Here is a 25,391-nt window from a genome sequence, read left to right as displayed (position 1 = left end):
ACTTCATCATCCTAGTGTCGGATGATAGAAGCCTGTCTACCCGCATCTCCCATTGTTTATTCTGACCTGGCCAGCAAATACAAAAAATAAGGTGTACTCAGCATAGTGATGATGATGCCGGTCGGTATATCTGTTCCGAAACTGACCGTGCGGGTAATTGTGTCCGCAATAAGTACCACCAGCGTCCCGGTCAGCGCCGAAGCCGGGAGGAGAAGCTTGTGGTTCGGGCCAACCAGCCTGCGCGCCAGATGGGGGCTAATCAGACCGACAAAGAAAAAATTGCCGCCCAGGGCCACACTTCCGGAGGAGAGCGCCACTGAAGCCAGAGTAAGTCCAAGAAATTCCGGTTTTACCGCAAGCCCTAAGCCCGTCGCTGTCTCATTGCCAAGATTGAGTGTATTTAGAACCCGCGACTTGTAAACCGCATAACCCACCAGCAGCACTGTCCATGGGGCCAACACCGAAATATATTTCCAGTCATCACCCCAGAGGCTGCCCGCCATCCAGCGCTGGGCAAATTCGAACTGAGTATGATCCAGCCGGAGTGTAATCATCAGAGACAGCGCTCCATAGCCGCTTGACATGGCTACCCCCGTAAGGATTAATCCAGTGGGGGATATCTCCCGGCCCCGGCGGTAAGACAGCAAGAAGATCAGTACCGCTGCAGTCATGCCTCCGATAAAAGCCAGCACCGGCAGCGCAATCGCCGAGGAAACACCTTTAACAGAGAAAATCGCGATATAGATGAGCACAAACAGCCCGGACCCGGAACTGATACCCAGCGTTCCCGGACTAGCCATGTCGTTTCTCAGCAAACTTTGCATGATAGACCCAGCAACGCCCATTCCTATGCCAACCAGTATACAAAGCACGATCCGCGGGAGCCTGAATTCGAAGACAATCAGATTCTGCTTGTCTGTTCCTTTCAGCAGCAGTACACGCAGCACCTCCATGGGAGACAGGTTCATTTGGCCCGAATTCATTCCTATCACCACAATCAGAATGACCAGTACTACTAGTAGAAGGCATAAACCAATTCCCCAGGAAACGGTATAAGCACGCTGCTTCATCCTAATTCCCCCTTTTGCCGGCGTGACAGATAGAGGAAAACGGGAACGCCGATGATTGCAAAAATAATCCCTACAGGCGTTTCATTTGGGCGGTTAATGAGCCGGCCGAACAAATCAGCCCCCACCATGAAGGTCGCTCCGTAAAGCCCGGACAGCGGAATAATGTAACGGTAATCCACACCCGCCATATAGCGGACTACATGCGGGATAATCAGGCCCACGAAGCTGATGGGGCCGACGATCAAAACCGACAATCCGGTCAGCACCAGCACAATAAGTGTGGAAATACCCTTGATCCTCCCGGTTGGCAGCCCCAACCCGGACGCAACATCATCTCCCAGACTTAGCAGCGTAACCGAAGGGGCCAAAGCAATAGCAGCCAGCACGCCGACGGCAAACAGCGGCGAGATAATGCTTAGCTCTTTCCAGGTGGTACTGGCTGTCCCTCCGGCCGTCCAAAACGCAAGGGCCTGTCCGATGTTGTATTTAATGGCGACAAAGCTGCTAAACGCGGCAAACAGCATGGATACCGACATTCCCGCCAGTACAAGCCGCTGCGGGGTCATCCCCCTTTTGCTTAAAGAAGCGACTCCATAGGTCAGCCCGGTTGCTGCACCTGCCCCAAGACAGGCATATAGCATAGTCTGTGCATAAGTACGGTCCGGCAAAAAAGCCATGCAAAGCGCCATTGCCAGTCCCGCACCAGAGCTGATGCCCATCAGTCCCGAATCGGCCAGAGGATTTCTGGTAGTACCCTGCATAATCGCTCCTGTCATCGCCAGGCTGCAGCCGACGATAACATCCGCAATTGTGCGTGGAAACCGCAGGTTGTGAATGATCTGGTGCTCCGTTTTAGCGGGATCGAAATTAAAAATCGCCGCCCAAGCTGTATTCAGCTGCATATCAGCAGATCCGAAGGAAATGGAAGCAGCCACAACCAGCACGAGCGCCAAGAATCCTGCGGCCATCAGCAGTGAAAAGGGCATTCCCCTTTTTTTTCCATATGTATCTGTTTCCACATCTTTCATCATACCCTTCGTCCTTCATCAGTAATTTGCTATCTCTCACAGCTTCAAAGTTAAGAGCCCACCGGCCGAAGCCTGTGGGCCAAGCTGTTATGACTGCGGAGAATCCAGCAGTGCATTTACAATAAAGTTAACCTGCGCCTTAGCGGAATAAATGTCGGTATAATAGCTTAAGCCGAATTCCATCTCGATCAGATGATGATTCTGGATAGCCGGCAGAGAGCTCCATACCTGATTTTGGCTCAAATCATCCATGCCATCATAGGTATTGCGAATGATATAGTCCCCTGCATATTCGGGAAGCACCTCGAGGGATACCGATTCAGAATAAGTGTTCTTATCGATAATTCCCGTTTGCACACCTTTTGGCGCTTTCAGTGAGAGCACATCGTAGACAATCCTGCCTGCTCCGAACAACTTGCCCATGACTGTCATGGAATCATTACCGCCTTCAAATACAGAAATCGTTTTATCACCAAAGCCGGCATCAAGCAGCTTCTGGGCAGATTCTTTTACATTCTTATCATAATCCGCAAGCACCTGCTCGGCTTCCTTCTCTTTATTGAGTGCTTGTCCGATCAGCCTTACTCTTTCTTCCTGGGTAATCTCCCCGTAAGGCACATAGATAGCCGGAGCGATTTTGGACATCTCTTTGGCCTGCTCCTCACCAGCCGTGATAATCAGATCAGGGTCCAGCTTCATGACGGCTTCCATGTCCCACTCAGCCCAGTGCCCCAGATCGGTGCTTTCCTTGACCTCTTCCTTAAAAGCCGCACCATCATACGCCTCTGAAATCCCAACGGGCTGCACACCCAGAGCAATCACATCACCCATCAAGTATTGGACCAGCACACGCCGCGGATTCGCAGGCACTTCTACATCACCAAGTACAGTGGTTATTGTCCGTGTTCCGGTGTCTGCCACATCCTCAGGTGCAGAAGTAGCAGCTCCGCCGCTTCCGGCCCCCTCCTGTGCGTTCCCTCCAGTTCCTGTATTTCCTGTAGCATTTGTACCACCTGAGCAGGCGCTAAGCAGCAAGGCCATACACAGCATCGCTGTGGCGGCCATTGTTTTTTTCTTTTGTCTCATCTGAAAATGATCCCCTTCCACTCGTTGATTATGATAATCATTATCAATATAAGACCAAAACTCATCCATTTGAATGGCATATCCTTGCTCTGGGGATGGCATATCTTCATTTACGGCTGTCTGAAGTCCTTCTGATCTATACTTGGAGGGCGAGATACCCATATGCTTTTTGAAGCTGCGGCTGAGCGTATAACCATCCGGATAACCCACACTTTCGGCAATCCCCTGCAGATTCGCTTCTGTTTTGAGCAGCAGCTGCGACGCTTTCTCTACCCTTACACGTGTTAAGAAACGCATGGGACTCTCACCCACCTTATTCTTAAACAGCTTGGATAAATGCCCCTGGCTGCACCCGAGAGCTTGAGCAGTGCTTTTCAGTGTGACTGAGTGTCTGTATTGTTCAAGGATATAACGTTTGGCCTGCTCAGCCATATCCGTCTTGGCCGCGGTATGCTCCGTAAGCTGCAGATGCTTCAGCAGTTCATAAACGAACCTGTAGAGCAGCGACTTTACGTACAAGCGCCCCAGTCCTTCATTGGACTTCCATACGGTTTCCATCTCCCGGGCCGTGTTGAACAGCATCAGTTTGTGGGTGGCCTGCACCCCATACTGCCGCTGAAAGGGGTTGCTGCGCTCCATAATTTGCCGGATATCGTTCCTCCCGGGCACAGGAATCACGGCTTTGTATAGTATCAGATAGTATTCGAAACTCGCTCCGCTTTCCACCACGATGTCTAACCGCATGCCCTTGCCTCCATGAAGAGCATAAGAACCGCTGACCGCAAGGAACGTTCCTTCAAGACAAACCCTCGCTTCTCCTTCAATGACATAGATAAAAGCGCTGGCTGGCAGGCGGTAAGAATACAGTTCTTCCCCTGCCTCTATTCTCACCCGGCGAACATCCATCACTTTGACGGACGCATGGTTCCACACCAGCAGATGTTCATTCCATTCCATTGATTCCGGCACTTCCTTTGATATAGTCATTTTAAACCATTATAGTGATAACCATTCTCAACAACAACCCGCACACATATATTCCTTAAATTCCAGATAACTTAAACGCGAAAAAAGCCCGCACCCTGTGCGGACTTCCGTTACTGTTATTCAACTGCGGTCTAACTGTTCCAGCCGTTTCGTTGAGCTTCTCAGAACAAGCTCCGGCTTATAAATCCTGTCCTTCGGCGGCTCCGCACTTTTACGCTCAATCATGTCAATCAGCATATTGGCTGCCTCTATACCCATAAGCTCTTTCGGATGTTTAAGGGTGGTCAGCTTCACTTCTGTCGCCGTCGCCAGCGTTGAATCGTCGAAGCCGATAATCGACAGATCGTCGGGCACGCTTAATCCCGTCTGGCGCGCGGCCTCCAGCAGCAGCACTGCCAGCTCGTCATTGTAGCAGACGAAGGCTGTAGGCCGCTGGCGTCCCTGCAGCATTTTTAATGCCGCTTCATAAGGCACGCTATGCTTCTGTTCGCTCGTATAATGGGTCACAGTGTCCGCTCCCAGGGGAAGGCGGTGTTTGTGCAGCGCCCGTGTAAACCCCTTTAACCGGTTGGCTCCCTGGAGATCGTCTGTCTTGAAAAACCCGGCAATCTCCCGGTGGCCCAGCTCAATCAGATGCTCCGCAGCCATAAATCCCCCTGCTTCGTCATCCAGCTTCAGACAGGGACAATGCAGCTCGGGATACCGCTCATTGATCATAATGAACGGAATACGGTGGATTTCAAGCGCCAGAAACAGCGGCAGATTAGGATTGCCCTGTGCGCTTTTGGTCGGCTCAATAATCAGTCCCTTGAACGGCTGGCCCAACAGCATCTCCAGGTTCTCCCGCTCCTTATTCTTGTCATTGTCGGTGCTCGACAACATCATGCTGTATCCGCTGCCGCGAAGCTGCGCTTCTGCGCCGCGTACAAGATGAGGAAAGATATAATCGGAAATATGTGTCGTCATCATGCCAATCATGCTGCTGGTCTGCAGCGGCCGCGTTTCCTGCCGGGCAACAAAGGTTCCCTTCCCTTGCAGGCGGTACAGCCAGCCTTCCTTCTCCAGTTGGCCAAGCGCTTGGCGAACCGTCTGTCGGCTCATCCCGAATTGTACGGCAATTTCATTCTCGGATGGGATCTGGTCATCCGGCTTCAGCCGCCCGGACTCCATCCAGGACAGCAGTTCACCCTTTAGCTGCATATATTTCGGTATCGGTTTATCCGTCATGGTACACCTCAGGCTACTTATATAGAGTAATACAAGTCATTATAACATAAGCCACTTGTATGTACATGTTAAGTCTTTACTTTTTTGAATCTTCATCCTCCCTTTTATCCATTTGATTTAACAAGCGGATTCCGGCATCCTGCCGGTTCGCGCAAAAATGCCCCACACTGGTGGGGCATCCCGATGTAGCAGCTTTGGCCATTCCTTCCGCTTCATTTAATACGCTTCGTACTGTACCCCTGTCAGCTATTCCTTCTTCATAATTTCGTGCAGCTGACGTTTATCGGCTTCCTGTGACCGCTCAAGCGCCTCCAGATCATCCTGATCCGCTTCCGCCGCCGAGAACTCCACATCTTCCAATTTCGCTTCGTAGAGCATCTTCTGCTTGTCTGTTTTAGAGAAGATCTTTGAGTTTTCTCTATCCATCGGTTGTCCATCCTCCTGATTTGTATTGATGTGTCAAAACTTAGACCATTCCGCCGGCCTCTTCAATTATGGTCAATGCCTGGTTATAGGAATTCTGGTCCACGATAACTGTCAGCAAAATATTCCGGCCTGTCGGTCCGCCGTCACCGCCGTGGCTCATGCCGCTGCCGCTTGTATGCGCTGCAGACAAAATACCTGTGTGCGGGCTGACAGAGGTCATGGAATCCATACTTGCCAGATTGCCGGTCACCGGATTCACGCTTGCCTGCAGCCCGTTTCCGCCAAATCTGCTGAAACGGTCAATGGACAGCTCGCTGACGCGCAGCGCCTGAAGCTTGCGGGAGACGCCCTCGGCTTCCTCGGGAGCCTTGAAGTAGGCTAATATAGATCTCTCCGACATTATATCCCTGCTCTCGCCTTTAATTTATATCACTGGATGCTTGGTTAGGTTGTCTCAGGCAAGCCTATTTTATGCTTCTGCTGCTATTTATTCTACTATCCGGCTGGAATTTAAATGCGGGTCCAACTTCACCGTAATATGGTACAAAAGTGCTATATTCTATTTCGGATTAAACCTGTAGAATAAATGTAATTTTCATTTATATTCCATTTTTTAGAAGGAGGACAGCAATCACTCGGCAGTTAAATTCATGTTTGGGAGGATGAAGCTATTTTGAAACAACCATTAAAGCATTCTATTCAAAGATTTGGTATTGGCGCAGCAAGTTTCAGCTTGGCCGCTTCTCTATTGTTTCCTGTTTCCGCCTTTGCGAACTCATCCCTTGAGTCATCCTCAGGGCTATCTGCCCAAACAACCCTAGAACAGGCCCAGAAGGTGATCCCGCAAAATTATGCGGGAGTAAATACCGGATCAGCTCCTGTTACAGTGATTGTTGAACTGACCCATAAGCCGGTCAATGTATACGAGAGTGAAGCCAAAACCTCGGCTGCGCGTTCCTCCACCTCTCAACGAAGCAAAATCCTTACCGAACACAACTCTTTCAAAACGGCAGCAAGACAGCTCGGAGCTGCTATTGAAAATGAATACAGCGACATATTTAACGGTTATTCAGTGACTTTGCCGGGTAATCAGGTCGACAAACTGCTCAAGCTGCCTGGAGTGGCGGCTATCTATCCGAATGATGAAGTCCACGCGCTTGCAGACAGCACTGACACTGCCACTCTTCCGGCAACTCGCAGCTACTCTGATACCGGAGAACTGATTGGAGCAGACAAGCTTCATGAGCAGGGTTACACCGGCAAAGGCGTTCAGGTTGCCGTTGTTGATACCGGTATTGATTATAAGCACCCGCTCCTGAAGGATAATTATAAGGGCGGCTATGATGCGGTGGATAAGGATAACGATCCATACGAAACAGAGCCTGACCCCACCAAACCGCCCAAGGGCACCAGCTCTTATGATACCTCCCATGGCACACATGTATCGGGCACCATTCTCGATATAGCGCCTGAAGCGGATTTATATGTGTATCGTGTGCTTGGTCCATATGGCAGCGGCACAACAGCAGATGTCATCGCCGGCATCGAACGCGCCGTTCAGGACGGTGCGGATGTCATCAACCTTTCACTGGGCTCAAGCATGAACCAAAGTTATTCTGCCGATTCGATTGCGATTGACAATGCCGTGAAATCCGGTGTAGATGTCATTATTGCTGCCGGTAACGCCGGTCCGGACGAATCGACGCTCGGCTCCCCTGGCGGCGCACAACTGGCGCTTACGGTCGGCGCCTCCACTATTCCGGTCACCATTCCTTTTTTTGATATTGGTAATCTCAAAGATATCCCTGGACTGATTTCCACATACTCCCCGGAATTGACTGAAGACATCTCGGACTTGACGATCGTTTATGCCGGCCTGGGCACTGAGGCTGACTTCGCAAATGTCGATGTTACCGGCAAGGCAGTACTAGTGGACCGCGGACAGATCAACTTCGGCGCGAAATCGCTGAATGCCAAAGCTGCCGGTGCCAAGGTTCTATTGATTGCCAACAATACCACCGGTGAATTGAACGCCACTTTAGGAGCACCCGGAGACTATATTCCTACTTTCGGCATCAATCAGGAGAATGGCAAAAAGATCAAGGATGAGCTGAACGCGAGCAGAAATTCAATCAGCTATGTTCCCGTAGCGGAAAAGAATCAGCTGGCCGATTTCAGCTCTACCGGCCCCGGACTGCCAGACTATTTGCTGAAGCCGGATGTAGTTGCTCCCGGTGTAAGCATTAATTCCACCGTACCTATTTGGGAGAGCACGGACGAGACGTATGATAACGCCTTCGGTCTGAAGCAAGGAACAAGTATGGCAACTCCGCATGTGGTCGGAGCTGTTGCCCTGTTATTGGGCAAATACCCGGATCTTGCACCGGACCAGATCAAATCACTGCTGATGAATAATGCTGATCCTATATTCGCCCGGGGCGGCAGCTCTTATTCCCTCTATCAGCAAGGAGCAGGTTTAATCAATCTGGTGAAATCAGTTAATGCAGGCTCTATCGCCAAGGTAGGAGAGATTTTTTACAGCGGCCTTCCAGGCTCTGCCGAAATTCCATACTATGCGGGTTCCCTGTCCTTCGGCCTGCAGCCGAAGGGTGCAAGCGTGACGAAAGCCGTCTATGTAGAAAACTTCAAGGACAGCGGAAAGAGCTATAGTCTTTCTCTTGAATGGCTGACCAGCAAGCCTAGTGACATCTCGGTGTCCACAGCACCTAATGTCATTACCTCCGGAAGCGGAGACAGCAGTTATATTCCCGTTGTGCTGGGCGTTTCCGCAACAGCACAGGACGGAGCCTATGAAGGCATTCTGAAGCTTACCTCCGGAACCGAGGTTCTGCGTCTCCCGCTCAACGTTCTGGTAGGCGACAAATTTAATCTGGATCCAGTAAACCAGCTCAGCCTGGATGATGCCGAAATTTCACCAAATGGAGACGGACTGTTCGATAAGACAGGCTTCTACTTCTCGGTGAACAAAGATCTGCCGAATATCCGGTTTGCCGTAACGGCCCAAGATGCACCGGCTACGGTAATCGGTGATGTGTATTCCGCCCAAGGGACCATCTACCGGGGAGCGCACGAATTCCTGGATTGGGGCGGAACGGTAACAGATCCTGCAACCTCTAAAGTAAGTGTGCTGCCGGATGGGCACTACAATATCACGCCTGTTCTGCAAGGCAACATTTGGCTTACCGATCAAGCCATTCCATTCACAATAGATACTGAGAAGCCGCTCTCTTCCGGATATGCAGTTGAGGAATACGAGCAGGAGTCGCCTGATGATGCACGAGTGGCCAATATTAGTGCAACCATTGACTCCGACCTTTTGGCCGATCTGATTTCCACCTCCAGACCTGTGTCTTCTCTCTTCAGCGTGTATGCACTTGCCGAAGATGAAAACGGAGAAGTAGCAGCATACCCAGGAGCTATCGCCCCTGACGGTTATTTCGAAATTGATGTGCCAGTCAGTGAAGGCGTTAATGATTACATTGTTTATGTGACCGATGCCCTGGGCAATGGTGCTGCCGAAGAGGATTACAGCCAGCATCTGGTATACAACACCAATGGCGGTGTTCTTGTTGCTCCTAAACTCTCTGCACAGACCATCGAAACTGGTCAAACGGTTACGGTAGATGTGTATTTCTCGGCAACGGATGCGGTCTATGGTGTGAACGGCGCCGGAGTCAACATCGTCTACGATGAAAAGCTTGCTGCACCGCTAATTACACCGAGCGTACAGCTCGCTACGTACCAGGAGCAAAAGTTCCCGGGGGTTCCATTATTACAAACGGATACGACTACCCCGTCTGCCGACGGACTGAAGTTGACATCTTATGCAGTTCAATTAGAGGGAGGAGCATATAGTGGTACCGGCTCATTGGTACAGTTCACCTTCACTCCTAAGACTGCAGGGATCTATTCCTTTGAGCTGAATGATTTGCTCACCTGGAATGAGAAGAAACAGGATAACGTTCCGTCAAGCTATTCTACAGTGACGGTGACCGTTAACGATCCGGTTAAACCAACCGATCCGGAAACACCGACTAACCCGGAGACACCAACAAATCCAACAAATCCAACGAATCCCGAAACACCAACCAATCCGGGCTCACCAGCTAATCCTGGCTCACCTGCCTCCACACCGGCTCCGGTTGCCGGCACATCGCTTAAGTCCGGGCAGTTGGTAGAAAAGGCTGATCCTGCTGGCGGCAAGCCGACGGCTGTGCTTAGCATTTCCGAGGCGGCTTTGACTGCCGCCCTGCAAAACGCATCAAAAACAGCGGTTTCGCTTGATCTCGGCGATGTGGATTTTGCGAAATATGGTCAAGTGAGCTTTACCCTTACCGCAGTTCAGGCTGAGAAGCTTAAGTCTTCAGCCAAAGCGCTAAGTCTCACAGGTACTGGATTTACGCTGCTCGTTCCGGCAGCTACACTTCCCGACTTCATTTCCGGCAGCGGGCTTACTCTGAGCCTTGGTCTTGCCGAAGGTGCCGATACGGGTACCCTGGCAGGAAGCACCACAGCCATTGACCTGAGCTCTGCTACTCTGATTCTCAAAAATGGCTGGACTACCGGAAAACCGGTCATTCTACAGCTTGCCCTCAATAAAGACGGCCTGAAGGATGTCCGCAAGACAGCGGTCTATCAGCAAAACGCTGACGGAAAATGGGCTTATCTGCAGGCAGGCACACTTCCTAAAGAAGGGGTGCTGCAATTTACCATTACCGGTGATGGTACCTACAGCGCTGCCGTACGCAATACAAGCTTCAAAGATATCGGCGCACACTGGGCCAAGGAAGATATTGAAATTCTGGCCGCTCACGGTATCGTAGCCGGCAAAGGCACTGATGGCAGTTTCAAGCCATCCGATACCTTGAGCCGGGCCGAACTGTTGACACTCTTCGACCGCTTGCTCGGCAAGGGAGATACCTGGTCGTCCCGCAGCAAGGAGAGCGGATCTCGTGAGGTATTGACTCGTGAAGAAGCTGCAATCATCGTTGCGGAAGCTGTAGGTGCAGACAGTACTTCCAGCACTGCCTTAACCTTCAAGGACACAGGCAAGATCTCAGGCGCCGCCAAGGGTGCAATCTCCTTCGCGGTAGACAAGGGCTACCTGAAAGGAGTGGGGGCCAACACCTTCAATCCTGGAGGCACCCTGACCCGTGCGCAAGCAGCATCCATTCTGCAACGCGTGCTTGAGGATCTGCGCTCTTAAGATCACCATTCACTAAAAAATCACAAAAACGGCTGCACCATCCTGAAACTTAAGGGGGTGCAGCCGTTTTTGTGTGTCAAGTGAAGTCTCAAGCACTTCATCCATTACAATAAAATAGCCCCCTAGCCTCCGCACAGCGGAAACAGGGGGCTATTAAGGTTATCATAGGTGAATAAATCAGTCCCCGCGGAATGCACGTTTCACACGGTCAAAGAAGGATTGCTCCTGCTCATGTGTGTTCTCTCCATTGTAAGAAGCGAACTGGCGGAGCAGATCCTTCTGCTCTTCACTTAGCTTACTTGGAGTGACTACGATGACACGGACATGCTGGTCTCCTGTTCCGTTGCCGCGCAGGCGTGGCACGCCTTTGCCCTTCAGACGGAAGAAGGTGCCGGTCTGTGTTCCGGCAGGAATCTTAAGCTTTACTTTTTCCGTCAAAGTAGGAATCTCGATCTCGTCGCCAAGCGCTGCCTGAGCGAACGTAAGCGGAACCTCGCACATGATGTCATCATTCTCACGCACGAAGAAATCATGGGTCTTCACGCGGATGACAATGTACAAATCGCCGGCAGGGCCGCCGCGTGTGCCGCCTTCGCCTTCTCCGGTCATGCGCAATTGTGCGCCGTCATCGACACCGGCCGGAATGCGCACATGAATCTTACGCTGCTTCTTGACCTTGCCTTGACCTCCGCAAGTCGTACATTTTTCCTTGATGATCTTGCCTGTACCGCTGCAATGGGAGCAGGGACGGCGGTTGCGCATTTGTCCCAGCGGTGTATTCTGCACGAATTCCTGCTGGCCGCTGCCGTGGCATACGGAACAGGTCTCCGGTTTGGTGCCGGGTTTAGCCCCGGAGCCGAAGCAGGTATCACAGGACTCCGTGCGTGGAATGGTAATGTCGGTTTCTTTACCGAATACCGCTTCCTTGAATTCAATGGTCATCGTGTATTGCAAATCGCCGCCGCGCTGCGGAGCATTCGGATCACGCCGTCCGCCTCCGCCGCCGAAGAACATATCAAAGATGTCGCCGAGTCCGCCGAAATCTCCACCTCCGCCGAAGCCGCCGCCCATTCCCTGGTTAGGATCAATATGACCATACTGGTCATAACGCGCCCGTTGCTGGCCGTCGCTCAGCACGTCATAGGCTTCCTTCACTTCCTTGAATTTCGCCTCGGCGTCACTGGCTTTGTTAACGTCCGGATGATACTGACGCGCCATCTTGCGGTACGCTTTTTTCACTTCTTCGTCTGAAGCATCTCTACCGAGGCCCAGAACCTCATAATAATCGCGTTTGTCTGCCACTGCTTTCACCTCCGTACATCAATTTCCATAATCCCTGTAACATGTTAAAAGGAAAGCCAAAACACGGGATGCCCCGGTTTTGACCTTCCCTTCTTACAGAAATACATTTATCGTTTAAGGTTACCCTTGATTCTTCTCGTCGTCAACAACCTCGTAATCGGCATCAACAACATTGTCTTTCTTCGCACCCTCTGGAGCACCTTCAGCACCCTGTTCAGCTTGTGCAGCCTGCTCATACAACTTCACGGACAGCTGCTGTACGATCTCTGTCAGCGCTTCTGTAGCTGCATTGATTTCTTCCAGGTTGTCAGTTTCCAGTGCCGCTTTGAGCTTATCCTTGGCTTCGTTTGCTTTCTCAACTTCGGAAGCATCCACTTTGTCGCCGAGGTCTTTGATCACTTTATCTGTGGAATACACGAGCTGGTCAGCGGAGTTCTTGGCTTCCACCAGTTCTTTACGCTTACGGTCTTCCTCAGCGTGCAGTTCGGCATCCTTCATCATTTGTTCAACTTCCGCGTCGCTCAGGCCGCTGGAGGAAGTGATCGTGATCTTCTGGCTCTTGTTCGTGCCTTTATCTGTTGCGGATACATTTACGATACCGTTGGCGTCAATATCGAAGGTTACTTCGATTTGCGGTACGCCGCGCGGTGCCGGTGGAATCTCGTTCAGCATAAAGCGGCCCAGCGTCTTGTTGCCGTTCGCCATTTGGCGTTCGCCTTGCAGGACGTGAATTTCTACGCTCGGCTGGTTATCAGCAAAGGTCGAGAACACTTGCGATTTACTTGTAGGAATCGTAGTGTTGCGCTCGATCATCTTCGTGAACACGCCGCCCGCAGTTTCAATACCGAGGGACAGTGGAGTTACGTCGAGCAGTACAACGTCTTTCACATCACCGGTCAATACGCCAGCTTGAACAGCAGCACCGAGGGCTACTACTTCATCCGGGTTAACGCCTTTGTGCGGGTCTTTGCCGGTAAGCTTCTTGATGGCATCCTGTACAGCAGGAATACGTGTGGAACCGCCGACCAATACGATACGGTTAAGATCAGCCGGAGTCATGCCAGCATCGTTCAGCGCTTGGCGGGTAGGTCCCAGTGTACGTTCTACCAGGCTGGCAGTCAGCTCATCGAATTTAGCACGGGTCAGGTTGATCTCCAAGTGCTGAGGAACTCCGTCAACGACAGTGATGAACGGAAGTGATACTGTAGTTGTCAGTACGCCGGAAAGCTCTTTTTTCGCTTTTTCCGCAGCATCCTTCAGACGTTGTACAGCAGCTTTGTCCTTGCTCAGGTCAATCCCTTGCTCTTTCTTGAATTCTGCTACGAGGTAATCCATAACCAACTGGTCGAAATCGTCACCGCCGAGACGGTTGTCACCGCTGGTTGCTTTTACTTCGAAGAAGCCATCGCCCAGCTCAAGGATCGATACGTCGAACGTGCCGCCGCCAAGGTCATAGACGAGGATCGTTTGGTCTTCGGATTTCTCCAGACCGTAAGCAAGCGCCGCTGCTGTCGGCTCGTTGACGATACGCAGCACTTCCAGACCGGCGATCTTGCCCGCATCCTTCGTAGCTTGACGCTGACTGTCATTAAAGTATGCAGGAACTGTAATAACCGCTTGGGTTACTGTCTGGCCCAGATATGCTTCTGCATCGGATTTCAGCTTCTGAAGAATCATGGCCGAAATCTCTTGTGCGGAGTAATCTTTGCCGTCAATGCTTTCTTTGTGGCTCGTACCCATGTGGCGTTTAATCGAAGCAATTGTACGGTCAGGGTTCGTAATAGCCTGGCGTTTCGCTGTTTCGCCGACGATGCGCTCGCCGTCTTTCTTGAAGCCTACAACCGAAGGGGTTGTACGCGCGCCTTCCGGATTCGGGATAACGACGGCTTCGCCGCCTTCCATAACGGCAACGCAAGAGTTGGTGGTTCCAAGGTCAATACCGATAACTTTACTCACTGTAATGTGCCTCCTCAAAAATGATATGGAGCCCTAGCTCCTATAATAGTTAGTTATTTATGATGATCATGCAGCAGGGTGATACCCGGCTATATAGACAGGACTACATGCTGACTTTGACCATGGCGGGACGAAGAACTCTATCTTTCAGGAGATAGCCCTTCTGGACCTCCTCCGTCACGATACCTTCCTCGTACTCGTCGCTCTCCACCTGCATAATGGCCTGATGATATTCAGGGTTAAAAGGCTGTCCTACTGTTTCCATGGCTGTAAGTCCTTCGGACTTCAATACCCCTTCAAGCTGGCGGAAAATCATGTTCACACCTTTGCCGAAGGCCTCGGATTCTGTACTTGCCGAAGCCGTGGCGAGTGCACGCTCGAAATTATCCAGTACAGGAAGCAGTTCACCGACCAGCTTGGAAGTGGCGTATTGCGCCAGCTCTTCCTTCTCCTTCTGCGTACGGCGGCGGAAGTTGTCAAAATCGGCTTGCACACGCAGCGCGCGCCCTTGATACTCCTCAGCCAGATCCTGCAGGCGCTTAGCAGCTTCACCGCTGCCCGAAGCCTCCCCGCTGGTCTCTTCCCCCGTAAACGAACCGGTTTCCTGTGCTGCTTCTGCTTCATCGGCTGCCTGGTTCTCATTTATAGCCTGATCTTTAATTTCATTTGAATCTTGCACTTGATCCTCTTTCAAGTTGTCTTCACCTCCTTAAAATCAGTCACGTTAATCTTTAACACTCTGTTCACTTATACCAGTGTGCCAGCATCGCTGTCAAATCCCGGGACAGAATCCCCAGTATGCCCATTACTCTTGCGTATTCCATCCGGGTCGGGCCAAGGATGCCGATGCTTCCCAGCGCCTTGCCGTCGAGCGAATAAGTAGCGGTAATCAGACTGCAATTGGCGAAGGCCTCATGCTTATTCTCGGTACCAATCCTCACCTGCATACCGGTTCCGCCGGATGCAGGGGCCAGCATTTTGAGCAGGGTCGGCGTTTCCTCCAGCAAATCCAGAATATTCTTGACCTTATCGACGTCTTTGAACTCCGGCTGGGTCAGCATATTCGTCGCCCCGCTGAGATAAATGCGCTGTTCATGATCGCTTTCCAGCGCCGTGTCCAGTACTTTCATTAATTCTTCATAATGGGAGATGTGGCGCTGCATTTCCTCACCAAGCTCGGAATAGAGCTGGCTCTTCAGCTTGTAGAGCGGTACGTTCACCAGCTTGCTGTTCAGCAGATTAACCACTTTCTCCATTTCGGAGAGGGAAATCTCCGGAGGGATTTGAACCGTACGGTTCTCGACCTGTCCGGTGCTTGTAACGATGATCGCCACGGCGTTGTTGCCATCGAGCGGAAGCAGCTGAAAATGGCGCAATGATGTATGAAAAACCTCCGGTCCCAGCAGGATGGAAGTATAATTCGTCATATTGGAAAGGATCATTGCCGCATGTTGGATTACCTGCTCCGTCGCATTCAGCTTCTCTGCGAAAAAAGCGCGGATCGTGCCCATTTCTGCCGACTCGGCGGAATTCCACGGCACCAAATGATCCACATAATAGCGGTAGCCTTTATGGGAAGGAATTCTCCCTGCCGATGTATGGGGCTGCTCGAGATATCCTAAATCCTCCAGGTCGGCCATTTCGTTGCGGATAGTAGCAGGACTGTAGCCTACATCCCCCCGTTTGGAAATGCTGCGCGAGCCCACTGGCTCAGCGGAAGATATATAATCATCAACGATAGCGTTAAGTATCATTCTCTGGCGTTCGGTTAACATGTAATTCCCTCCTATCGGCTGTGGCTCCGATTCGTTAGCACTCTGGTCAGATGAGTGCTAACCACTAATACAAAAATACCAAACTGACCTTGACATTGTCAAGTCAGTTCAGCATCTTGGGTGCAGTCATTATTCGACTCATTCCTGAATCCCCCGGAAAGTCTGCCGGTCACTTGCCACACCTTGCAGTGCAATCCAGGAATGAGCACTTAATATCAGCTTCTATATTTATGTTGCAGGCTACATGCGGCCCGGTTAATTCAGCATCTTAAGCACAGCGATTTCGTCACAGGCATTCTGCTTCTTGCAGTTGACGCAATCGGTCCATACCTTCTCGGGGAAGACTTCTTTCTCTACGACAGTGAAGCCGTTTCTGAGGAAAAAATCAACCGCGTAGGTCAAGGCCATAATCTTCGGAATCCCCTGACGCCTTGCTTCTTCCGTCAGCTTCTCCAGAATCATTGAGCCTACTCCCTTGCCCTTGCCCTCATCACGCAGACCGAGGGAACGAACCTCGACAAGATCATTACCCAGTCTGAAAAGCGATCCGCAGCCGACAAATGTGCCGCCGATTTCAGCGATCACAAACTGATCAATCTGGTGGGCCAGCGCTTGCCTGGAACGGGGCAGCATGATACCGCTCTGAGCGTATTCTTCAATCATTAGAAACAGCGGCTCAACATCCTCCACTGTAGCATTTCTGCATATCACCTTCTGGTCTCCTGCAGGAACCGAATGGCGGATCATTTCCGTTTTGACAAGCACTTTGACTCACCCCTCGTTGTTAATATGAATAAATATACAACAGAGTGAATTACAATTCAAGGGGTATTTTAAAATTAAACCTCTGTCAAAGCACCGACAAATTCACCAAATACATCATTCCCGAACAGAATTCCCTGCTTGCTCAGACGGTAGACATCCCCCTCCTGCTCAAGCAGCCCGGCATGCAGCATTTTATGCAGCGAGTCCGCAAAAACAGTCTCCAGCGATTTGCCGAACTGAGCCTTGAACGCCCGGTCCGACACGCCTTCACGCATGCGCAGACCGACCATCATGAAGTCCTCCATCGCCTCCTGTTCGGAGATCGGGAAGGAATCCAGCCGCGGCAGCCCGCTGCGCGAAGCCTCGATATACGGATTGACACCCTTAATATTCATATGCCGCTGCCGTTTGACATATCCATGCGCCCCCGCGCCCAGGCCGTAATAATCTTCATTGCGCCAGTACGTAATATTGTGGCGGCTTTCCATTCCCGGCTTGGCGAAGTTGCTGATCTCATATTGCGTGTAGCCCGCAGCCTCCATCGTTGACATCAGCAGCAGGTACATCTCCAGCTCATCCTCTTCACTTGGCAGCGGAAGCTTGTTCTTGTTAAACAGCGTGTGGAACAGCGTGTTCTCCTCCACCTTCAAGCTGTAGATGGAATAATGGGGCAGGTCCAGCTCCAGCGCCTTGCGGATGCTTTCTCTAAGCATATCCACCGTCTGGTTCGGCAATCCGAACATCAGGTCAACAGAGAGATTATCCAGTCCGACCGCGCGTGCATTTTCCAGGCTGCGGTACACGTCATCCACATTATGAATCCGTCCAATGCCGCTAAGCAGCTCATTCTGAAAAGCCTGGACACCAAAGCTAACCCGGTTGACTCCGCCTTCTTTCATTACCATTAGCTTATCCTTGTCCGTAGTACCGGGATTTGCCTCCATCGTGAACTCGATATTCTCATCCCACTGCGGGAAATGCTTGCGTACTGACTTCAGAAAATAGGCCATTTCGTCCGGCTTCAGCACCGTCGGTGTTCCGCCGCCGACAAAGATCGTCTTGATGACACCCGGAGGGGTGTTCTTCACCGTCAGTTCCATCTCCCGGTCCAGGGCATGCAGATAGTCCATCACCGGCTGGTCCTTCAGAACATAGGAATTAAAATCACAATAAAAGCACTTGTTCGTGCAAAACGGGATATGAATATATACGGCCTCAGGGGGACGGCCATTGTTTTCTGTGTTCATAGCTGTCTCCTTACTATACTAAAGTCGTCAGCAAAGCTGACTTGATTGTGAAGAAATCTTGACGCCTTTATATTGGAAAGGCCTTGATTTACCCCATATCTTTACTTCTCTTATCACAAAAGGGAAGCCTGACGGCTTCCCTTGCAGAGCGATCACTTGCCATTGATATCCGTTAAGACAGTTTTACTCGTCAATCTTCAGCACGGCCATGAACGCTTCCTGCGGCACCTCAACGCTGCCGACCTGCTTCATGCGTTTCTTGCCTTCCTTCTGCTTCTCCAGCAGCTTCCGCTTACGCGAGATGTCCCCGCCGTAGCATTTGGCAAGAACGTTCTTGCGCATCGCCTTAACGGTCTCACGGGCAACAACCTTCGTGCCGACAGAGGCCTGAATCGGCACCTCGAACATTTGCCGCGGGATGATGCCGCGCAGCTTCTCGCAAATGATCCGCCCGCGGTTGTACGCGCGGTCGCGGTGGACGATGAACGACAGGGCATCGACCTGCTCTCCGTTCAGGACAATGTCCATCTTCACCAGGTTGGACTGGCGGTAGCCGGAAATTTCATAATCGAAGGAAGCATAGCCCTTCGTGCCTGACTTAAGCTGGTCGAAGAAATCATATACGATTTCGGACAGCGGAATCTGATAAGTGATCGTCACCCGATTGGAATCGAGATACTCCATGTTGACGAATTCACCACGTTTGTTCTGGCACAATTCCATTACGGTACCCACGTAATCATTCGGGACGATAATCGCGGCCTTAACGTACGGCTCTTCCACGTAATCAATAGTCCCGATTTCCGGATAATGCGACGGATTATCGATCTGAAGCATTTCACCGTTGGTCAGCATAATCCGGTAAATAACGCTCGGGGCTGTCGTAATCAGCGGCAGATTGAATTCACGCTCAATCCGCTCCTGAATAATCTCCATATGCAGCAGTCCGAGGAAGCCGCAGCGGAAGCCGAAACCGAGCGCGCTTGAGCTTTCCGGCTCAAAGCTGAGCGACGCATCATTAAGCTGGAGCTTCTCCAGCGCTTCGCGCAGGTCGTTGTAGTCCGATGTTTCGATCGGATATAGACCGCAATATACCATCGGATTGATCTTACGGTAACCAGGCAGCGGTTCCGGGGTTGGATTCTTGGCATCCGTCACCGTATCCCCGACACGGGTGTCGCCTACATGTTTGATTCCGGCTACGATAAAGCCGACATCGCCGATGTTAAGCTCATCGACAATGGTCATGCGCGGCATAAACGCCCCGACTTCGATAACCTCGAATACCTTCTCCGTTGCCATCATCTTGATCTTGGAACCGGTACGGATCTTTCCGTCCATAACACGTACATAGACGATAACGCCTTTGTACGGATCATAGTGAGAGTCAAAGATCAATGCCTTCAGCGGTTCTTCAGAGTTGCCGGTCGGTGCAGGAACCTGTTTGACGACCTGCTCCAGAATTTCCTTGATACCGATACCGGCTTTGGCAGAAGCAAGCACCGCTTCACTGGCATCCAGTCCGATCACATCCTCAATCTCCTGCTTAACCCGTTCCGGGTCGGCGCTTGGCAGATCGATTTTGTTGATAACCGGCAGAATCTCCAGGTTGTTGTCCAATGCCAGATACACGTTAGCCAGCGTTTGCGCTTCAATTCCTTGCGCCGCATCCACGACCAGCAATGCGCCTTCACAGGCGGCAAGGCTACGGGAAACCTCATAGGTGAAATCGACGTGTCCCGGTGTGTCAATCAGGTTGAGCAAGTAATCCTGGCCGTCGTCAGCACGGTAGGTGAGACGCACAGCCTGCAGTTTAATTGTAATCCCGCGTTCGCGCTCCAGATCCATCTGGTCAAGCACCTGCTCTTGCATTTCGCGCGAGCTAAGTGCACCTGTATACTCAAGAATACGGTCAGCCAGTGTCGATTTACCATGGTCTATATGTGCAATAATCGAGAAATTGCGGATTTGTTGTTGTCTTTTCTGAACGTCAGTCATTCCTTACCCCCACAGACAGCCTAATGTTAATCCACTTATTATAACAGTACGCGCTTCCCCCATCAATCCCGTCCCCCGCAGGAAAATAAAGAAAAGACATCCGGTTGATGTCTTTTCATATAAGGACTATGTTATAAAGGCTCTTCCTAGCCTTTTACAGCTGCAACGAATAAACATGATGCATTCTTCGTGCGGGGTGCCTGTCACTCTTCGACAGAGTCGAACAAGGAGACTACCCAGCGGATGCTTTTTTGCGAAGCCTGCTGCAGCAGGCCTGCCGTCTTATCCGCCAGCACATCCACTCCCCTGTTTTGCTCCTCCGGAATCAGAATCTGCTCCGGGGTCAGCGTGCTGTAATCCTTCACTTCCTGCTGCGGGAGCTGCTCGGTGCCATTAGGCACCGCAGTTTGCGTCTGGACCCCCGGAAGCACCGTGTAAGCACCTGTTGCCGGATCTATAGCCACAGGCACATAAACGTAAGCCTGCCCTCCCTTAACGGCTCCCGCCCCTGTTCCCGTCACGGCGGAAGCTCCTGCTGCTTGTCCGGTCTGGGGGGTCCCGGATATTCCGTTCCAGCCCGGCAGCACCGCGGAGTTCTTAGCGACGCTGCTGCCAACTCCGCCAAACTGCATGCCAATCAATATGCCGATTCCCGCCCAAATTCCGACCATCGTCAGTTTTTTCCCGAACCGCGACATAGCTGTCACTCCCTTTTAATACTTGCTGATACTTGTTAATGCTTGCTGTAAAGCCCGCCCGATTTAATAGCGCTGTATGAATTAAGAAACGCCGCCTGTGCTTTTTGATCCCTGGACGCCCTCAGCTCCGCTTTCCTGCGTCTGCGTATCGGCGCTTTTGTCCGGGGCGGCAGCTTTTTCGGCGTCATGGCTGCTCCAGTACACATCGGCGATGGCATCGGCTAGAACGTCTGCTGTACGCTTCAGCTCCTCGGCAGTATTGTCAATTCCGCCCACCTCAATCAACACGCTGTTTGGTGAGAGACTCTGGTTATACTCCCCGTTGTTTCCGTTTCCGGACGACTTGCCCCATATGCCCCGTGAGAGGCCCGGATAGCTTTTCTCCAGCAGCTGATGAATCTCGTTGGCGAAAGCCTCATTTTTCTTCCAGTTCTTATTCGCATGGCCAAGAATGAAATAGACCTGGGCGTAGCTTTTGCCTCCGATCTCTGCAGTCGTTTTGCCATGGCGCTGTGAATCACGGTGTATATCGATCAGCTCAGTCATTTCCTGATTCCCGGCAAGCGCTGACTTAATAGTCATCCGTGAATATTTATAGGAAAAATTCCAGCTGTAATCCGGTACCTTCGTCGCGTAATCCTCCTGTGCATGCACCGTTCCAATTCCCCGCTTTTCCAGCCGCTTTGTTATATATGATCCTACCAGCATTACATTTTTGGAAGGCACGCCGGAGCTTGGATTGTCGCTTTGCACCCCCAGCAGAGGATTGTAAGCCTCGCGGGGATGGGAGTGGTAGACCAGAATGCGTTTAATTGATGTATCCTGCACATTCCCCCCGTTATCACCCGGGCTGCTGTTGCCCCCGTCTCCTCCGGTCTCGGGAGAGTCAGGCGTCACCGTAGCCTCAGGTTGCGGAGAAGCCTCTGTACCCGGGTTGTCTGTGTCTTCCGCCGGAGATGGTCCATGTTCATCCACCACACCCTCTGCGCCAGTCCCTGTTCCGCCGTCCGAGGCCAGCTCATCACTGCCCGGATGATAATCAGCCGGTGCTCCCGTAGCGCCGCCTGAGCCTTTACGGAGCAGGAAAGGATCATCCGCTGCCAGCCCCGGCACCTCACGCGAGAGCAGACTCTTCGGATCACCGGGATCGACGCTTGTCAGCAGCCGGAACACGAAGGAGGTGACCTTGGGGCCCGAAAATGCCGAAGGCTCGTCCCCTTTAGGCAAATGCGGAACCTCCATGCCCAGAAGCTCCATAAAGAATCCGCTGGAAAGCGAAGCAGCCAATCCTTTCATAGAAGGAATGGGTGAAGAGTTCAGCTTCTGTCCGGCTAATCCACCGGCTCCAAGCAGCATGAAAAACACAAGTGAACCTCCGGCCAGCAGCAGCATTGTTCTCCCCAGCGACAGAACATCCAGCAGCTTTCCCCGCAGCCGGCCGATATTCCACAGCTGAAACCATTTTCTATTCATTATTGTTATGTCCTCCTCCAGCCCTCTGTAATCTCTTATATTTCAAATCTATGAGCCAGGGAGGAATACTAGAACCGAAAAAGAGATAAGTAGAAACAGCAGCGGTGGAATCTGCCAGCCGGTAACAGAAAAAAACCCGCACAGGCTTTGCCGTTCGGCAGCCGGTACGGGCTCTATATTCAGGTGAAAATTAATGCGTGTAGGCTCCGACATTGCCTGGATCCACGGCTTCATGCAATGCAGCATTCAGTCCGCTGGCAACGATATTGGCAATTTCCTCAATAAACTCATCGATTTCCTTAGGGGTAACAATCAGATCATGTCCCAGCGGCTCAAGCACTTCCTTGACCAGCGCAAGCCGCTCCTGCTCGGAGATATCATCCAGCATACCCATGATTTCTTTCGTATGGGCTGCCCCGTCTCCAACCTGTGCAAAGTGATTCTTCATCATCTCCAGCACATTATTGACGATGGTGGACGCATAACAAACGGTAGGAACGCCGATAGCAATGCAGGGAATCCCCAGAATCTCCTTGGTCAGTCCACGCCGTTTATTACCGATTCCCGAACCCGGATGAATCCCGATATCGGCAATTTGAATCGTCGTATTGATCCGCTCAAGTGAACGGGAGGCCAGGGCATCAATCGCAATAATGACATCCGGCTTCGTGCGGTCCACGATCCCTTGCACAACCTCGCTCGATTCAATGCCGGTCAGTCCGAGCACACCCGGGGCAATCGCACTCACATTACGGTAGCCGGGAGAGACCTGATCCGGAACCAATTCATAGAACTGTCTCGTAACCAGTGCGTTCTCCACCACCAGCGGGCCGAGCGAGTCCGGAGTTACATTCCAGTTGCCCAGTCCCACTATCAGCACGGAGGATTCTTTGTTGATTCCGATCCGGTTCAGGAACTGTTCAAATTCGCGGGCAAACACGGTGGATACCTTCTGCTGCAGACCGGTATCTCCGCCGCGAAGTGCCGGAACTTCCAGCGTCACATAATTTCCGATCGCACGCCCGATAGCCTGTGATCCTGCATTATTGGCTACTCCAAGCCGGGTTACCTTGATTCCGCCCTCTTCTTCCACCTCTTCATTCACACCGGGAATCGGCGTTTTTTGCGGTCCCTGGGCCATTTCCTTCGCCTCTACCGCCAAATCCGTACGTACCGAATACAGCTGAAGATCCAGTTCCATTGATAGTTCAGCCTCCTTATAATTTAATGAGCATTAGCTTTTGCTTTTTGTCGATAGTGTGCGAGAGATAGCTGTGGTTTATTCAGGGCAGCAAGGTTTAATTCAAATTCAAAATAGGTATAACATTTCACATTACGGTACTGAGAGGATCAGCTACATTGGAATGCGATTTTCAAAAGCTTTTAGTGTTGCTTTTTGCTAACGGTCATGCTAAACTATTTTAAGTTGTGAATCATATGATGATTTCGAATGTCTTCCAGGAGGTGAATGCAATGCCAAATATCAAATCCGCGGTTAAACGCGTCAAGACGACCGAAAAACGCCGTGCACTGAACGCTTCCCAGAAGTCCGCGCTTCGTACAGCTGTGAAAACTGCTGATGTAGCACTGACAGGAACGGAAGTTGAAACTGCTCAAGCTGCTTTCCAAGCTGCTTCCAAAAAGCTGGACAAGGCCGTAAGTAAAGGTCTGGTTCATAAAAATGCGGCTGCCCGCAAAAAATCCCGCTTGGCGAAGAAATTGAACGCTCTTAAGGCAGAAGCCTAAGCCAAGGGCGACATTCATAATGAGCATTCTAAGAACCTGACCGCTATGCTGCATACGGTTAGGTTTTTTTGTGCCCATTTACCTCTTTATAATAGTAGGAACTGCAAAAGCCTGCCCGGTGATATTACGCAACACGGGGCAGGCTTTTTTGCAGTATGTTCTATGAATGGTCTTGTTCCGGTTCAAGCGCCCAGCTGCAGCATAAACATCTCCAGCCCAAGCACCTTGTCTATAGCTCCTGTCTTCATCTTGTAATCCAAATCGGCCAGGGTGCTCAGAATACTCCGCAGGCGCTGGCTTTCAAATTTACGGGCCTGCTCACCAGCCAGCTTGACGGCATAGGGATGCAGTCCAATTTGCGAAGCAATCTGCCCCTGTGAGTAGCTCAGCGCGGACAAATCCTTAACCTGCAGAATGATCCGGAACTGCCGGGCGATCAGCGCGGCAATCTTGATCGGTTCCTCGCGTTGCTTCAGCAGCTCGTAAAGTGTATTAAGCGCCTTGTCGAGGCGTAAGTTCGCTATATCCTCCACCAGGGTGAACACATTCTGCTCAGTGCCGCGGTGTACCAGACTCTCCACTGCTGCAGCATCCACGGTTCCGCCCTGACCTGCGAACAAGCACAGCTTGTCCATCTCTGCAGACAAACCCTGAAGCCCTGTCCCGGCACTGGCCACCAGCGCCTCGGCTGTTCCAGACGCCACGCTGCAGCCGCGCTCACGGAAGCCCTTCTCCACCCAGCGCAGCAGCTCTTCCGCACCCAGCGGATTGAAGGCCAGCACCGTGCCTGCGGCCTTGGCCGCTTTGACGATTTTTTTGCGTTCATCCAGCTTGTCATTATTGACCATAAATACGATTACACTGAATTCAGCCGGCTGCTGCATATAATCGCTAAGTATTTCTACACGATGCTCAATCTTTGCGTTCTCTTTCCCCGCCGTGAACAGGGAAGCATCTCTCACCAGCAGCAGCTTCCGCTCCACCATAAACGGCACAGTCTCCGCTTCTTCTATAACCGCCTGCACGGGCGTCTCCGAGAGATCGAAGGGAATCACTGCAAAGTCACGGTCCTCTTTGGCAATCAGATGCTCCTCCAGAAAGGCCGCAAATTCATTCATCCGGAACTTCTCACTGCCATACAAAACATACAGCGGTGAAATATTCCCCTGCTTGATGTCCTTGGCCGCCGTTTTGGCATCCATCCCGCCACTTCCTTTTCCATTGCATTCCTCAAAGCTTTGTATGAATCCAATCCATTTTTATATTTTAACAAAAAAGCAGCTATAAACATAGGCGTCTTTCCCTCTATCCGTCCAAGCTTCCTGCAGCATGACATGCAAAAACGGAGCAACTTCGGCAGCGTTGACCAAAGTTGCTCCG

The 25,391-nt window shown here is 51.5% G+C and carries 19 protein-coding genes; 2 read left to right on the top strand and 17 right to left on the bottom strand.

The window, feature by feature from the left end; translation table 11 throughout:
- Window positions 1–56 precede the first annotated feature (56 nt).
- From NYE29_RS17705 to NYE29_RS17680, 6 genes are all read right to left on the bottom strand, one after another.
- Window positions 57–1,070, bottom strand: coding sequence for a FecCD family ABC transporter permease (locus NYE29_RS17705; protein ID WP_340896923.1), 1,014 nt, complete (start codon window positions 1,068–1,070; stop codon window positions 57–59).
- Entirely contained in the window at window positions 1,067–2,056 is a 990-nt protein-coding gene (locus NYE29_RS17700) for a FecCD family ABC transporter permease (RefSeq protein WP_445322211.1), read from the bottom strand. Before NYE29_RS17700 ends, NYE29_RS17705 begins: the two co-directional genes overlap by 4 nt.
- A 129-nt stretch (window positions 2,057–2,185) precedes the next feature.
- Entirely contained in the window at window positions 2,186–4,171 is a 1,986-nt protein-coding gene (locus NYE29_RS17695) for an AraC family transcriptional regulator (RefSeq protein WP_340896921.1), read from the bottom strand.
- A 120-nt stretch (window positions 4,172–4,291) separates the two neighbouring features.
- Window positions 4,292–5,398: a GntR family transcriptional regulator gene (locus NYE29_RS17690; protein ID WP_038595478.1), complete on the bottom strand. Its 1,107-nt coding sequence runs from the start codon at window positions 5,396–5,398 to the stop codon at window positions 4,292–4,294.
- Between the two features lie 246 nt (window positions 5,399–5,644).
- Window positions 5,645–5,824: a YfhD family protein gene (locus NYE29_RS17685; RefSeq protein WP_038595479.1), complete on the bottom strand. Its 180-nt coding sequence runs from the start codon at window positions 5,822–5,824 to the stop codon at window positions 5,645–5,647.
- Window positions 5,825–5,864: 40 nt separating this feature from the next.
- Window positions 5,865–6,224, bottom strand: coding sequence for a hypothetical protein (locus NYE29_RS17680; protein ID WP_038595481.1), 360 nt, complete (start codon window positions 6,222–6,224; stop codon window positions 5,865–5,867).
- 273 nt (window positions 6,225–6,497) lie between these two features.
- Here NYE29_RS17680 and NYE29_RS17675 point away from each other — a divergent pair, with 273 nt between their 5' ends.
- Complete coding sequence (locus NYE29_RS17675; RefSeq protein WP_340896920.1) at window positions 6,498–11,051, top strand: S8 family serine peptidase; 4,554 nt, start codon at window positions 6,498–6,500, stop codon at window positions 11,049–11,051.
- A 177-nt stretch (window positions 11,052–11,228) separates the two neighbouring features.
- On the opposite strand, the gene dnaJ is transcribed toward NYE29_RS17675, so the two are convergent.
- From dnaJ to gpr, 10 genes are all read right to left on the bottom strand, one after another.
- Window positions 11,229–12,353 (bottom strand): molecular chaperone DnaJ, encoded by a 1,125-nt coding sequence (dnaJ, locus tag NYE29_RS17670; protein ID WP_038595483.1) that lies wholly within the window; start codon window positions 12,351–12,353, stop codon window positions 11,229–11,231.
- Window positions 12,354–12,473: 120 nt separating this feature from the next.
- Complete coding sequence (dnaK, locus tag NYE29_RS17665) at window positions 12,474–14,309, bottom strand: molecular chaperone DnaK (protein ID WP_038595484.1); 1,836 nt, start codon at window positions 14,307–14,309, stop codon at window positions 12,474–12,476.
- 103 nt (window positions 14,310–14,412) lie between these two features.
- The gene (grpE, locus tag NYE29_RS17660; RefSeq protein WP_256718017.1) at window positions 14,413–15,003 is read right to left on the bottom strand and encodes a nucleotide exchange factor GrpE; all 591 of its coding nucleotides are present in this window, start codon (window positions 15,001–15,003) and stop codon (window positions 14,413–14,415) included.
- A 49-nt stretch (window positions 15,004–15,052) separates the two neighbouring features.
- Window positions 15,053–16,084: a heat-inducible transcriptional repressor HrcA gene (gene hrcA / locus NYE29_RS17655; RefSeq protein WP_038595487.1), complete on the bottom strand. Its 1,032-nt coding sequence runs from the start codon at window positions 16,082–16,084 to the stop codon at window positions 15,053–15,055.
- 255 nt (window positions 16,085–16,339) lie between these two features.
- Window positions 16,340–16,831, bottom strand: coding sequence for an N-acetyltransferase (locus NYE29_RS17650; RefSeq protein ID WP_340899750.1), 492 nt, complete (start codon window positions 16,829–16,831; stop codon window positions 16,340–16,342).
- 92 nt (window positions 16,832–16,923) lie between these two features.
- Window positions 16,924–18,096 (bottom strand): radical SAM family heme chaperone HemW, encoded by a 1,173-nt coding sequence (gene hemW, locus NYE29_RS17645; RefSeq protein ID WP_076109120.1) that lies wholly within the window; start codon window positions 18,094–18,096, stop codon window positions 16,924–16,926.
- A 183-nt stretch (window positions 18,097–18,279) separates the two neighbouring features.
- Complete coding sequence (gene lepA, locus NYE29_RS17640; protein WP_038595489.1) at window positions 18,280–20,094, bottom strand: translation elongation factor 4; 1,815 nt, start codon at window positions 20,092–20,094, stop codon at window positions 18,280–18,282.
- A gap of 203 nt (window positions 20,095–20,297) precedes the next feature.
- Window positions 20,298–20,792 carry a hypothetical protein gene (locus NYE29_RS17635; RefSeq protein WP_340896919.1) on the bottom strand — a complete coding sequence of 165 codons (495 nt, stop codon included), beginning with the start codon at window positions 20,790–20,792 and terminating at the stop codon, window positions 20,298–20,300.
- A gap of 81 nt (window positions 20,793–20,873) precedes the next feature.
- Complete coding sequence (locus NYE29_RS17630) at window positions 20,874–22,265, bottom strand: stage II sporulation protein P (RefSeq protein ID WP_340896918.1); 1,392 nt, start codon at window positions 22,263–22,265, stop codon at window positions 20,874–20,876.
- Window positions 22,266–22,455: 190 nt separating this feature from the next.
- Window positions 22,456–23,466, bottom strand: coding sequence for a GPR endopeptidase (gene gpr / locus NYE29_RS17625; RefSeq protein WP_340896917.1), 1,011 nt, complete (start codon window positions 23,464–23,466; stop codon window positions 22,456–22,458).
- A gap of 272 nt (window positions 23,467–23,738) precedes the next feature.
- On the opposite strand from gpr, the gene rpsT reads away from it, so the two are divergent.
- Complete coding sequence (gene rpsT, locus NYE29_RS17620) at window positions 23,739–24,011, top strand: 30S ribosomal protein S20 (RefSeq protein ID WP_038595494.1); 273 nt, start codon at window positions 23,739–23,741, stop codon at window positions 24,009–24,011.
- Between the two features lie 182 nt (window positions 24,012–24,193).
- Here rpsT and holA read toward each other — a convergent pair whose 3' ends face one another.
- Window positions 24,194–25,213, bottom strand: coding sequence for a DNA polymerase III subunit delta (gene holA, locus NYE29_RS17615; protein ID WP_340896916.1), 1,020 nt, complete (start codon window positions 25,211–25,213; stop codon window positions 24,194–24,196).
- Between the last annotated feature and the right edge of the window lie 178 nt (window positions 25,214–25,391).

The sequence above is a fragment of the Paenibacillus sp. FSL M7-1046 genome (assembly GCF_038007405.1).
Lineage (GTDB): Bacteria > Bacillota > Bacilli > Paenibacillales > Paenibacillaceae > Paenibacillus_AQ.
This window is presented reverse-complemented; position numbering and strand designations above follow the sequence as displayed.

Bases quoted from the DNA above. Each gene is read 5' to 3' on its own strand.
- NYE29_RS17705 (WP_340896923.1), bottom strand. From the start codon at position 1,070: ATGAAGCAGCGTGCTTATACCGTTTCCTGGGGAATTGGTTTATGCCTT.
- NYE29_RS17700 (WP_445322211.1), bottom strand. From the start codon at position 2,056: ATGCCCTTTTCACTGCTGATGGCCGCAGGATTCTTGGCGCTCGTGCTG.
- NYE29_RS17695 (WP_340896921.1), bottom strand. From the start codon at position 4,171: ATGACTATATCAAAGGAAGTGCCGGAATCAATGGAATGGAATGAACAT.
- NYE29_RS17690 (WP_038595478.1), bottom strand. From the start codon at position 5,398: ATGACGGATAAACCGATACCGAAATATATGCAGCTAAAGGGTGAACTG.
- NYE29_RS17685 (WP_038595479.1), bottom strand. From the start codon at position 5,824: ATGGATAGAGAAAACTCAAAGATCTTCTCTAAAACAGACAAGCAGAAG.
- NYE29_RS17680 (WP_038595481.1), bottom strand. From the start codon at position 6,224: ATGTCGGAGAGATCTATATTAGCCTACTTCAAGGCTCCCGAGGAAGCC.
- hrcA (WP_038595487.1), bottom strand. From the start codon at position 16,084: ATGTTAACCGAACGCCAGAGAATGATACTTAACGCTATCGTTGATGAT.
- NYE29_RS17650 (WP_340899750.1), bottom strand. From the start codon at position 16,831: ATGATCCGCCATTCGGTTCCTGCAGGAGACCAGAAGGTGATATGCAGA.
- hemW (WP_076109120.1), bottom strand. From the start codon at position 18,096: ATGAACACAGAAAACAATGGCCGTCCCCCTGAGGCCGTATATATTCAT.
- lepA (WP_038595489.1), bottom strand. From the start codon at position 20,094: ATGACTGACGTTCAGAAAAGACAACAACAAATCCGCAATTTCTCGATT.
- NYE29_RS17635 (WP_340896919.1), bottom strand. From the start codon at position 20,792: ATGTCGCGGTTCGGGAAAAAACTGACGATGGTCGGAATTTGGGCGGGA.
- NYE29_RS17630 (WP_340896918.1), bottom strand. From the start codon at position 22,265: ATGAATAGAAAATGGTTTCAGCTGTGGAATATCGGCCGGCTGCGGGGA.
- gpr (WP_340896917.1), bottom strand. From the start codon at position 23,466: ATGGAACTGGATCTTCAGCTGTATTCGGTACGTACGGATTTGGCGGTA.
- rpsT (WP_038595494.1), top strand. From the start codon at position 23,739: ATGCCAAATATCAAATCCGCGGTTAAACGCGTCAAGACGACCGAAAAA.
- holA (WP_340896916.1), bottom strand. From the start codon at position 25,213: ATGGATGCCAAAACGGCGGCCAAGGACATCAAGCAGGGGAATATTTCA.